The 11,765-nt window shown below is 56.5% G+C and carries 8 protein-coding genes; 4 read left to right on the top strand and 4 right to left on the bottom strand.

The features are described from left to right. Window positions 1-98: 98 nt before the first annotated feature. The gene (locus HBM95_16615) at window positions 99-2,339 is read left to right on the top strand and encodes a sensor domain-containing phosphodiesterase (protein ID NIH44543.1); all 2,241 of its coding nucleotides are present in this window, start codon (window positions 99-101) and stop codon (window positions 2,337-2,339) included. Window positions 2,340-2,343: 4 nt separating this feature from the next. Here the strand turns inward: HBM95_16615 and ppx are convergent, their stop codons facing one another. From ppx to purM, 4 genes are all read right to left on the bottom strand, one after another. Beyond that, the gene (gene ppx / locus HBM95_16610) at window positions 2,344-3,882 is read right to left on the bottom strand and encodes an exopolyphosphatase (protein NIH44542.1); all 1,539 of its coding nucleotides are present in this window, start codon (window positions 3,880-3,882) and stop codon (window positions 2,344-2,346) included. Between the two features lie 3 nt (window positions 3,883-3,885). Further along, the gene (ppk1, locus tag HBM95_16605) at window positions 3,886-5,946 is read right to left on the bottom strand and encodes a polyphosphate kinase 1 (GenBank protein ID NIH44541.1); all 2,061 of its coding nucleotides are present in this window, start codon (window positions 5,944-5,946) and stop codon (window positions 3,886-3,888) included. Between the two features lie 207 nt (window positions 5,947-6,153). Then, a complete protein-coding gene (purN, locus tag HBM95_16600; protein ID NIH44540.1) occupies window positions 6,154-6,795 on the bottom strand; it encodes a phosphoribosylglycinamide formyltransferase in 642 nt (213 codons plus the stop codon). Next, complete coding sequence (gene purM, locus HBM95_16595; protein ID NIH44539.1) at window positions 6,792-7,829, bottom strand: phosphoribosylformylglycinamidine cyclo-ligase; 1,038 nt, start codon at window positions 7,827-7,829, stop codon at window positions 6,792-6,794. Before purM ends, purN begins: the two co-directional genes overlap by 4 nt. A 266-nt stretch (window positions 7,830-8,095) precedes the next feature. Between purM and HBM95_16590 the strand changes: the two genes are divergently transcribed. The 3 genes from HBM95_16590 to uraA all read left to right on the top strand — a co-directional run bounded on the left by HBM95_16590 (window position 8,096) and on the right by uraA (window position 11,744). Further along, a complete protein-coding gene (locus HBM95_16590) occupies window positions 8,096-9,526 on the top strand; it encodes a 6-phospho-beta-glucosidase (GenBank protein ID NIH44538.1) in 1,431 nt (476 codons plus the stop codon). A 215-nt stretch (window positions 9,527-9,741) separates the two neighbouring features. Continuing rightward, window positions 9,742-10,368, top strand: a complete 627-nt coding sequence (upp, locus tag HBM95_16585; GenBank protein NIH44537.1) for a uracil phosphoribosyltransferase — start codon at window positions 9,742-9,744, stop codon at window positions 10,366-10,368. Window positions 10,369-10,454: 86 nt separating this feature from the next. After that, window positions 10,455-11,744 (top strand): uracil permease, encoded by a 1,290-nt coding sequence (uraA, locus tag HBM95_16580; protein NIH44536.1) that lies wholly within the window; start codon window positions 10,455-10,457, stop codon window positions 11,742-11,744. Window positions 11,745-11,765: the final 21 nt, after the last annotated feature.

The raw sequence follows: 11,765 nt of genomic DNA, 5'->3' as shown, positions 1-11,765 counted from the left end.
CATACTGTTCGCCCTGCATGTAGCCGGGCGGCGCCAGGTCAGGTTGGATGCCTGTCTTTATTTTCCCTCTGGAGAAAAAGGGGTTTAACCGGGCATCTATGAACATTTTCGCTTTCCTGAAAAACAATAAACACCGCTGGTGGGCATTGCCGCTTATTTTACCGGTGGTTTTACTTCCCGTACTGAGCGTGGCGAATACGTTCACGCAGCTGGGTGACGGGATAGTGGCGCTTTATTATTTACCGCTCTCGTTTTTGCTTTCGCTGATGATGTTTTTTGGTCCTGGAGCTCTTCCCGGGATCGTGTTGTCGCTGTTTATCCGCTATTACCCGTCGGTCGGGATGTTTGAAACCGTCGCCGGCGTGCTCCATTTTATTGTCCCTTTAGTGCTGAGCTGGGGCGGCTACCGGGTGTTTGCGCCCAGACGCAATATGACGGCGTACGGCGACGTACGGTTGATGGCGCAGCGCATCTTCTGGCAGGCCTTCTGTCCCGCGACGCTGTTTCTGGTGCTGTTCCAGTTTGCGGTGTATCTGGGCGTATATGAGAGCCGCCAGAGCCTGGCGGGGCTTAACCCCCTCAATATTCGCACGCTGATCAACTATCAGGCCTTGCTGGTCAGCGGCCTGACGGGCGTGCCGTTAAGTTATCTGCTGATCCGCCTGATTCGTCATCCGCGCTATCTCAAAAGCCTCGTCTCGCAGATCCGTACCCAGATAGACAAAAAGGTGACGCTCGCTGAGTTTCTGATTTGGGCCATTGCGCTTGGCGGGCTGCTTTCGCTGCTGCTGCTCCCGATGAATGAAAACAGTTCGATTTTCACCACTAACTACACCCTGTCGCTGCTGATGCCGGTGATGCTCTGGGGCGCGATGCGTTTTGGCTATAAGCTGATTTCGATTATCTGGATCCCGATCCTGCTGGTCTCTATTCACTATTTTTACCGCTATATCCCTGTGAACCAGGGGTACGACATTCAGCTGGCGATCACCTCTTCCAGCTATCTGGTCTTCTCGTTTGTGGTGATTTACATGTCGATGCTGGCGACCCGGCAGCGGGCGGTGAACAAACGCGCCCGCAGGCTGGCGCTGCTCGACCCGGTCCTGCATATGCCTAACCTGCGGGCGCTCTCGCGCGCTCTGGCGAAAAACCCGTGGTCGGCGCTCTGTTTACTCCGCGTTCCGGAGCTGGAAATCCTGGGCCGTAACTATGGCGTGTTACTGCGTATTCAGTACAAACAGCAGCTGGCGCAATGGATTAATGGCACGCTCCAGCCCAATGAGCAGGTCTATCACCTGACGGGCTGTGACATGGCGGTTCGCCTTAACGCCGAATCGCACCAGCAGCGGATTGAAACCCTGGACGAGCACATCAAGCAGTTTCGCTTTGTCTGGGACGGCATGCCGCTGCAGCCGCAGGTGGGCGTGAGCTATTGCTATGTGCGTTCGCCAGTTAACCACCTCTATCTGGTGCTGGGTGAGCTGGGCGTGGTTGCCGATCTGTCGCTCTCCTCTAACCACCCGGAAAATCTTCAGCAGCGCGGAGCCGTGCATATGCAGCGCAGCCTGAAGGATAAAGTCGCGGTGATGAGTCGCCTGCAGCGTGCGCTGGATAACAACGCATTCACGCTGCTCGTTCAGCCCGTGCGCGGCCTGCGTGGTGATAGCTATCACGAGGTCCTGCTGCGGATGACAGACGCAAACGGACTTTTGATCTCCCCTGAACAATTTCTGCCGATAGCCCAGGAGTTTGGCCTCTCTTCGCGGGTGGATTTGTGGGTGCTGGAGCATACGCTGCGCTTCCTTGCCGCGCATCGCGAACGGCTGCCCGGCCAGCGCTTTGCCATTAATCTGGCCCCTTCAACGGTGTGTCGGGTGCAGTTCCCGCTTGAGGTGAGCCGCCTGCTGGTGAAATATGCCATTGAGCCGTGGCAGCTGATCTTTGAAGTCACGGAGTGCAGCACCTTCTGCAACGCGGAGCAGGGGCTCCACATTCTCCGGCAGCTGCAGAAAATGGGGGTGCGCATTGCGATTGATGATTTCGGCACCGGGTATGCGAGCTACGCGCGGCTGAAAAGCGTGGATGCGGACATTCTCAAAATAGACGGCGACTTCATCCGCAATATCGTCAACAACAGTCTGGATTACCAGATTGTGGCGTCTATCTGCCATCTGGCGCGCATGAAGAAGATGCTGGTGGTGGCGGAATATGTCGAGACCGAAGAGATACGTAGCGCGGTTCACGCGCTAGGTATCGATTATGTGCAGGGCTATCTGATTGGCAGACCGGCACCGCTTGAGTCACTGCTGGAAGCAGAGGCGTCCACTGCGGACGCCTGAGCCGTTACGCGGCGACGTCGGCGCTCTCTTCCTCGATTTTGAGCATCCAGCCGGTGACCGCTTCCCAGTACTGCTGCTCTTTTTCCAGGTCCAGCAGGACCAGCGCGTTCTGGCTAAACCAGTCGTGCGGGAAGCTCAGCGTCCAGTGGTGATCGTCGGTTTTCAGCTTCAGCGTCGGCGGCGTGGTGGTCGCCTGCCGCTGATTATTCAGCAGCACGCCCAGACGCAGAAGCTGAATTAACGGCAGGAACTGCTTTTTCTTAAACAGCGTGAAGCGCGGCAGATCGTCGAGCTTGATGGCTTTGCGGTGATAGCGCACCAGGGTTGCCATCATGGTTTGCTGCTCCTGGTTGAAGCCGGGCAGATCGCTGTTTTGCAGAATATAGGCCGAGTGGCGGTGCATCCCGCTGTGGTTGATGTTTAGCCCCACTTCGTGCAGCATCGCGGCCCATTTCAGCAGAGCGGCAAGCTGCGGGTGCGCGAGCTTGGGGTTCTGTTCCTGCCACTGTTCGTACATCTGCACCGTGGTTTCCAGCACGCGCTTCGCCTGCTCGCGGTCGATGTTGTACTGGTTGGCCAGGCTTTGGGCGGTGCGGCTGCGAATATCCTGATGACGGAAGCGGCCTTCCATCTCATACAGCACCCCCTCACGCAGCGCACCGTCGGAGAGGCGCAGCTCTTTAATCGCCAGCGCGTCGAATACGCCGCAGAGAATAGCCAGACCCGGCACGAAGACTGCCTTACGCTCGTCGGAAAGCCCCGGCAGGCTTAAGGCGTCAAAACTTTTATGCTTCAGCACCTCTTCAGTCAGCAGGGTCAGGCGTTCAGGCGTGATAAAGCCGTCTTTTTCACCCATCGCCAGCAGCACCTCATGCGCCGCCTTGATGGTGCCCGACGCGCCCAGCGCCACGTTCCAGCCCTGAATGCGGTACTGCCAGGCCAGGTTTTCCAGCTTCTGGATCGCAGCCATTTTTGCCCGCTGGAAGTTCTCGCGGGTGATGGTGCCGCCCGGGAAATACATCTGCGCGAAGCTGACGCAGCCCATACGGCGGCTCTCCACCAGGCGAGGCTCAAAATCTTCGCCGATCACCAGCTCCGTTGAGCCACCGCCGATGTCGATCACCAGCTTGCGGCCTTTTTCCGGCTGGGTGTGTTCAACGCCCATGAAAATCAGACGCGCTTCCTCGTTACCGGAGATGATCTCAATCGGGTAGGGGATCACTTTTTCGGCCCGCTTGAGGAACTCCGGCGCGTTCAGCGCCTGGCGCAGAGTGTGGGTGCCCACGATGCACACGCTGGAGGGCGAGAAGCCCTGCAGGCGTTCAGCAAACAGCGACAGGCAGTTCAGGCCGCGCTCCATCGCCTCTTCGCTGAGCATGCTGCGCTCATCAAGCCCATCCGCCAGGTGTACGCGCTGCTTCAGACGACCGATGATCTGCAGCGCGCCATCCACCTCACGGGCGATGACCATGTGAAAACTGTTAGAGCCAAGATCGACCGCGGCGAATTCCTGCGGGCGTGGGGTCTTATCATTTATCGGCATAGGTTAATCGGGTTGCTCGAGTGATTTGATATAGTCGTAAATCGCCAGCTGTGACCGCACTTTACGGCGATTGCCGCGCGGTACGTAGCGGTTACTGAGTTCTTTGTCGATATAGCGCGCTTTTACCGTATCGCTGAACAGGATCTCGATAATGTCGAGGATACGCTGTTTCAGACGCGGATCCAGCAGCGGGGTTGCGACTTCAATTCGATAGTCAATATTGCGCGTCATCCAGTCTGCCGAAGAGAGATAGACCTGTTTATCGCCCGCATTATCGAAAATATAGACCCGATCGTGCTCCAGGTAGCGGTCAACGATGCTGATAACGCGAATATTGTCGCTAATGCCTTCCAGTTCGGGGATAAGCGAGCACATGCCGCGGATCAGCAGGTTAACCGGCACACCGGAGCTGGACGCTGCATAGAGCCTGTCCACCAGTCCTTTGTCGACCAGGTTGTTAAGCTTCAGCGTGATGCCGGACGACAAGCCTTTCTGGGCATTGGCGATCTCTTTATCGATCATATCGTACAGCAGGCGGCGCGAGTTCTGCGGGGAGACCAGCAGATAATCGAAGCTTACCGGGCGGTACGGGTTTTCGATAAAGTTAAAGACCCGGCGCACCTCGTTAGTGATGCGGGCATCGGCGGTCAGCAGCGAGTAGTCGGTGTAAATCCGTGCGGTTTTTTCGTTAAAGTTCCCGGTGCCGATGTGGGCATAACGCACCACGTCGTCGCCCTCTTTGCGCGAAATCAGGAACAGCTTGGCGTGAATTTTCAGCCCCGGCGCGGAGAAGATCACGTGCACACCGGCTTCCGTCAGACGGCGCGCCCAGTGAATGTTTGCCTCTTCGTCGAAGCGCGCCTGCAGCTCAACCACCACGGTCACTTTTTTGCCGTTGTGCGCCGCGTGGATCATCGCATCGATGATGCGGGAATCTTTTGCCACGCGGTAGATGTTGATTTTGATCGCCAGCACGCTCGGGTCGAAGGAGGCCTGACGCAGCAGCTCCAGCACGTGCTCAAACGTGTGATACGGATAGTAGAGCAGCACGTCGCGCTCGCGAATGGCGTCGAACCCGTTGCGGAACTTATCGAACCACAGATGGCGCAGTCGCGGCAGCGGCTTGTTCACCAGATTGGCTTTGCCGACGTTCGGGAAGCCAATAAAGTCTTTAAAGTTGTGGTAACGGCCACCCGGCACGATGGAGTCATAGCGCGAAATGGTCAGTTTCTCGCGCAGCATCTCCACCATGGCGTCCGGCATATCGCGCTGATAGACAAAGCGCACCGGCTCGGCCGTCAGGCGCTGTTTCAGGCTGGAGGACATTAGCTCCATCAGGCTGGCTTCCATCTCGTGCACCAGGTCATATTCGGCGTCACGGGTCATCTTCATCGAGTAGGCGTTTAAGGCATCGTAATCGAAGAAGCCTTTGAAGATGTCGTCCAGACAGTAGCGCAGGATGTTATCCAGCAGGATCATCGGCTTGCGTCTGCGCGGGGTCTCCGGCGGCAGGTTCACAAAGCGCGGAACCTTATCGGACGGGATCTCCAGCAGGGCGTAACGGATGGATTCACCGCGAATAATTTCCACCGCCAGGTAGGTATAGTCATCCTTGAGGAACTGCACCAGGTCGGTTTCGCGGTTGATGAGAATCGGGGTAATGTGCTGGCGCAGGTAGTGTTTAAAGTAGTGACGCAGCCAGCTTTGTTGGTTAACGGAAAGCTGACGTTCGTTAATCAGGAAGATTTGATTGCGCGCCATCTCCAGCAGCAGTTCGTTATACAGGCCGTCAAATTCCTGATCGGCTTTCAACACGCGGGACTGGATTTTGCCCAGCAGATGCCGCGAGTGCGAGTTTAAGCCCTGTTCTTCGCTGATGATGATCCGTCTTTTCAGCTCGGCAAAGCGAACCTTGTAGAACTCATCCAGGTTGTTGGAATAAATGCCTAAAAAACGCATGCGTTCGATCAGCGGGTTACTTTTGTCTGCCGCTTCCTGGAGTACACGTTCGTTAAATGCTAACCAGCTTAGCTCTTTCTCGATATATAACTTTTCCTGACCCATTACAGCTCACACTCCAGTTCAATCACAGGACGTGGTAAATCCGTCTCGTCCTTATTATGGCGAGCATTTCCACGATATGTCCAACAGTGCCAGAAAAGTATGACAGTTATTTTTTTTGTTGGGGATTTTAGCGGGTTGGGGGAGGGAATATCGGGTAATGCAATGTACAGGTCGGGTAAGCGCAGCAGCGCCACCCGACATAACAAACTACTCTTCCGCCGCATAGCCCTGCGGGGGTAACTTCATGCCGTCCAGCCATGCCGCGCCGTCGCGCATCTCCAGACGCCCGTCGACAAACCAGCTCACCACCAGCGGGTAAATGGCATGTTCCTGGGCCTGCACGCGCTCGGTCACGTCTTCTTCGCTGTCGCCGTCAAAGACCGGGACTTTCGCCTGCAGGATAACCGGGCCGCCGTCCAGCTCGTCGGTGACGAAATGGACAGAAGTGCCGTGCTCCTCGTCGCCGTTTTCCAGCACCTGACGATGGGTGTGCAGGCCGGGATATTTTGGCAGCAGGGAAGGGTGGATATTCAGCAGACGACCGGCGAAGTGTTCGACGAAGGCCGGGCTCAGAATACGCATGTAGCCCGCCAGCACGACCACGTCCGGCGCGTAGGCATCAATCTCATGCACCAGCTCGCGGTCAAAGGCTTCACGCCCGGCGAACTGGCTGGCTTCCAGCGCGTGCGCAGGAATGTTCGCTTCCCGCGCGCGCTCAAGGCCGAACGCGTCGGCCTTGTTGCTGAAAACTGCCCGAATGGTGCCATTGATTTTCTTCTGTTTGCAGGCGTCTATGATTGCCTGCAAATTGCTTCCGTTGCCGGAAATGAGCACCACGATGTTTTTCATTCAATGACCACACGCTGTTCGGAATCGGAGGCTTTAATCTTACCGATTTTCCACGCGTTTTCACCTTTCTCTGTCAGCAGCTTAACCGCTTTATCCGCTTCGCTTGCCGGCAGGGCGATAACCATGCCCACACCGCAGTTAAAGGTGCGGTACATTTCGTGAGAGCTCACGTTGCCTGCGGTCTGCAGCCAGTTAAAGACGGCCGGCCACTGCCATGAGGATTCGTCGATCACCGCCTGGGTGTTGTCCGGCAGGACGCGCGGGATGTTCTCCCAGAAGCCGCCGCCGGTCAGGTGGGCGATAGCGTGCACGTCAACGTTCTCGATAAGCTCGAGCACGTTCTTCACGTAGATGCGGGTTGGGGCCAGAAGGTGGTCAGCCAGCGGTTTGCCGTCCAGCTCGGTGGTCAGCGGGTCGCAGCCGCTCACTTCGAGGATTTTACGTACCAGAGAGTAACCGTTAGAGTGCGGGCCGCTGGAGGCCAGTGCGATCAGCACATCGCCATCGGCCACTTTGCTGCCGTCGATAATTTCTGATTTTTCTACTACGCCGACGCAGAAGCCCGCGACGTCATAATCTTCGCCGTGGTACATGCCCGGCATTTCAGCGGTTTCACCGCCTACCAGCGCACAGCCGGACTGCAGACAGCCTTCGGCGATACCGTTAATGACGCTGGCTGCGGTATCCACGTCCAGTTTGCCGGTCGCGTAGTAATCGAGGAAGAACAGCGGCTCTGCGCCCTGAACCACCAGGTCGTTCACACACATCGCGACCAGATCGATACCGATCGTGTCGTGACGTTTTAAATCCATCGCCAGGCGCAGCTTGGTGCCTACACCGTCAGTACCCGAGACCAGAACAGGTTCACGATATTTTTGCGGCAGCGCGCACAGTGCGCCGAATCCACCCAGACCACCCATCACTTCCGGGCGGCGGGTTTTCTTCACCACACCTTTGATTCGGTCAACCAGCGCATTACCTGCGTCAATATCAACACCGGCATCTTTGTAGCTGAGAGAAGTTTTGTTGGTCACGGCTTAAATCCCCACGCGATTGCATAGCTAGTAAGAAAAATCGGCGCAATTCTAACAGTCCAGGCAAACGTTTGCGAGCCTATTCTGGACGTGGGGATCTTTTTTTCTGCATAGCCTGTAAATGCAGCCAAACTTGACTCCGTTCACGAAAATGAAACCGGTTTCGGAGAACTGCTTGCAACGGATATCCCCTTTGCACATCATCGAAATGAAACCGGTTTCTGTAATTGTTTTTGCAGAAAATAACGCAGAATGAGGGAAAGCGAATGTCAGGATTTAAAGCAGATTTTCTGTGGGGTGGGGCCGTGGCGGCACACCAGCTTGAGGGCGGCTGGAAAGAGGGCGGCAAGGGCGTAAGCGTGGCCGACGTGATGACCGCGGGCGCGCATGGCGTGCCGCGTGAAATCACCAACGGCGTTCTGGAGGGGAAAAACTACCCTAACCATGAGGCCATCGATTTCTACCACCGCTATAAAGAAGACATCAAACTCTTTGCCGAGATGGGGTTCAAATGCTTCCGTACCTCCATCGCCTGGACGCGCATTTTCCCGAAAGGCGACGAGCTTGAGCCGAACGAGGCGGGCCTGAAATTCTATGACGATCTGTTCGACGAATGCCTGAAGTACGGCATTGAACCGGTTATTACGCTTTCCCACTTTGAGATGCCTTTCCACCTGGTCACAGAATACGGCGGCTGGCGCAACCGTAAGCTGATTGACTTCTTTGTCCGCTTTGCGAAGGTCGTTTTTGAGCGCTACCAGCATAAAGTGAAGTACTGGATGACCTTTAACGAGATCAACAACCAGGCCAACTTCCACGAAGACTTTGCGCCGTTCACCAACTCCGGGCTGAAATATGCGCCGGGTGAAGACCGCGAGCCGGTGATGTTCCAGGCCGCGCACTACGAGCTGGTGGCCAGCGCCCTGGCGGTGAAGGCGGGGCGCGAGATTAACCCGTCGCTGCAGATCGGCTGCATGATTGCCATGTGTCCCATCTATCCGCTGACCTGCGCGCCGGACGACATGATGATGGCGATGAACGCCATGCACCGCCGCTACTGGTTCACCGACGTGCACGTGCGCGGCAAGTATCCACAGCATCTGCTCAACTACTTTGAACGTCGCGGCTTCGCGCTGGATATCACCGAAGAGGACAAAGCGGCGCTGACGCAGGGCTGCGTTGATTACATTGGCTTCAGCTACTATATGTCCTTCGCCACCAAGGCAACGGCGGATAACCCGCAGTTGGACTACGACGAGAGCAAGAGCCTGGTCTCCAACCCTTACGTGCAGAAATCCGACTGGGGCTGGCAGATTGACCCGGTGGGATTGCGCTACTCCCTGAACTGGTTCTGGGATCACTACCAGCTCCCGCTGTTTATCGTTGAGAACGGCTTTGGTGCAATCGACGTGCAGGAGAGCGACGGCACGGTGAACGACCAGTACCGCATTGATTACCTGGCCGCCCACATCCGCGAGATGAAAAAAGCGGTGGTAGAAGACGGCGTGGATCTGATGGGCTACACCCCGTGGGGCTGTATTGACCTGGTGTCTGCCGGTACGGGCGAAATGAAAAAACGCTACGGCTTTATCTTTGTGGATAAAGATAATGAAGGTAACGGCACGCTGAACCGCAGTAAGAAGAAATCGTTCGACTGGTATAAGCAGGTGATCGCGAGCAACGGCGATAACCTGTAATTGTCGGGTGGCGCTAACGCTTACCCGACCTACACTACACGTAGGCCCGCGTAAGCGTAGCGCCACCGGGCAGAACCTCACACTTAAGCCGGAGACCTGTCTCCGGTTTTTTGTCTTTGCTTGATCCCTGTCAGCAACATGGGTATGGCGCAATCCGAAAAAAGCGGTATAATCCCGCGATTTTTTTGCGGATGCCACCTCAGAGGAGAAAGAGAATGAAGATTGTGGAAGTGAAACACCCACTCGTTAAACACAAGTTGGGCCTGATGCGTGAGCATGACATCAGCACGAAGCGTTTTCGCGAACTGGCTTCTGAAGTGGGCAGCCTGCTGACCTACGAAGCGACCTCTGATCTGGAAACAGAAAAAGTGACCATCGAAGGCTGGAACGGCCCGGTGCAGGTTGAGCAGATCAAAGGTAAGAAAATTACCGTCGTGCCTATCCTGCGTGCCGGTCTCGGTATGATGGAAGGCGTACTGGAGCACGTCCCAAGCGCGCGCATCAGCGTGGTCGGTATCTACCGTAACGAAGAGACGCTGGAGCCGGTACCTTATTTCCAGAAGCTGGTCTCTAACATCGACGAGCGTATGGCGCTGGTGGTTGACCCAATGCTGGCGACCGGCGGTTCAATGATCGCCACCATCGACCTGCTGAAAAAAGCGGGCTGCAGCAGCATTAAGGTGCTGGTTCTGGTGGCTGCACCGGAAGGGATCGCGGCGCTGGAAAAAGCGCACCCGGACGTTGAGCTGTATACCGCCTCTATCGACCAGGGGCTGAACGAGCACGGGTACATCATCCCGGGGCTCGGCGATGCCGGCGATAAGATCTTTGGTACGAAATAATCGAATAACGATAAATAAGCCGACTTTGATAGTCGGCTTTTTTTTGAATAAAACACCAACAACGATACTACACAGAGGAAAACACTATGACGCGCCGTGCTATCGGGGTGAGTGAAAGACCGCCGCTTTTACAGACTATCCCGCTTAGTTTGCAGCACCTGTTCGCCATGTTTGGCGCAACCGTGCTGGTGCCAATCCTGTTTCACATTAACCCGGCTACCGTACTGCTGTTCAACGGCGTCGGTACGCTGCTGTACCTCTTTATCTGTAAAGGCAAAATCCCGGCGTATCTCGGGTCGAGCTTTGCCTTTATCTCGCCGGTGCTACTGTTGCTGCCGCTGGGTTATGAGGTCGCGCTGGGCGGCTTTATCATGTGCGGCGTGCTGTTCTGCCTGGTCTCCTTCATCGTGAAGAAAGCGGGTACCGGCTGGCTGGACGTGATGTTCCCGCCTGCGGCGATGGGCGCTATCGTTGCGGTCATCGGTCTGGAACTGGCGGGCGTGGCGGCGAACATGGCCGGCCTGCTGCCTGCGGACGGCCAGTCGCCGGATTCCAAAACCATCATTATCTCGCTGGTAACCCTGGGCGTGACGGTGTTTGGCTCCGTGCTGTTCCGCGGCTTTATGGCGATTATCCCGATCCTGATCGGCGTGCTGGCGGGCTATGCGCTCTCCTTCGTCATGGGCGTGGTGGATACCACCCCGATTGCTCAGGCACCCTGGTTCGCGCTGCCAACCATCTACACCCCGCGCTTTGAATGGTTTGCTATTTTCACCATTCTGCCTGCCGCGCTGGTAGTGATTGCCGAGCACGTTGGCCACCTGGTGGTGACGGCGAACATCATTAAGCGCGACCTGATCCGCGACCCGGGGCTGCACCGCTCCATGTTTGCCAACGGTTTCTCGACTATCATCTCCGGATTCTTCGGTTCCACGCCAAACACCACCTACGGCGAAAACATCGGCGTGATGGCGATTACCCGCGTCTACAGCACCTGGGTTATCGGCGGCGCGGCGATCATCGCCATTCTGCTCTCATGCGTGGGCAAGCTGGCGGCAGCGATCCAGATTATCCCGGTTCCGGTGATGGGCGGCGTTTCCCTGCTGCTGTACGGGGTGATCGGCGCGTCCGGTATTCGCGTACTGATTGAATCCAAAGTGGATTACAGCAAAGCGCAAAACCTGATCCTGACCTCCGTCATCCTGATCATCGGCGTGAGCGGTGCGAAGGTGCATATTGGCGCGGCCGAGCTGAAGGGCATGGCGCTGGCGACCATCGTCGGTGTGGGCCTGAGCCTGATTTTCAAGCTGATCTCGGTGATCCGCCCGGAAGAAGTGGTGCTGGACGCTGACGAAAGCGAAAAAGCGCCACATTGATCCTTTAACCGGGTGGACGAT

Source organism: Enterobacter asburiae (assembly GCA_011754535.1).
Taxonomy (GTDB): domain Bacteria; phylum Pseudomonadota; class Gammaproteobacteria; order Enterobacterales; family Enterobacteriaceae; genus Enterobacter; species Enterobacter cloacae_N.
The sequence above is the reverse complement of the archived record's forward strand: the minus strand, read 5'-3'. Positions and strand labels throughout refer to the sequence as shown.

Coding starts and splice junctions, on each gene's coding strand:
- purN (NIH44540.1), bottom strand. CDS start 6,795: ATGAAAAACATCGTGGTGCTCATTTCCGGCAACGGAAGCAATTTGCAG.
- HBM95_16590 (NIH44538.1), top strand. CDS start 8,096: ATGTCAGGATTTAAAGCAGATTTTCTGTGGGGTGGGGCCGTGGCGGCA.
- uraA (NIH44536.1), top strand. CDS start 10,455: ATGACGCGCCGTGCTATCGGGGTGAGTGAAAGACCGCCGCTTTTACAG.
- HBM95_16615 (NIH44543.1), top strand. CDS start 99: ATGAACATTTTCGCTTTCCTGAAAAACAATAAACACCGCTGGTGGGCA.
- ppk1 (NIH44541.1), bottom strand. CDS start 5,946: ATGGGTCAGGAAAAGTTATATATCGAGAAAGAGCTAAGCTGGTTAGCA.
- upp (NIH44537.1), top strand. CDS start 9,742: ATGAAGATTGTGGAAGTGAAACACCCACTCGTTAAACACAAGTTGGGC.
- ppx (NIH44542.1), bottom strand. CDS start 3,882: ATGCCGATAAATGATAAGACCCCACGCCCGCAGGAATTCGCCGCGGTC.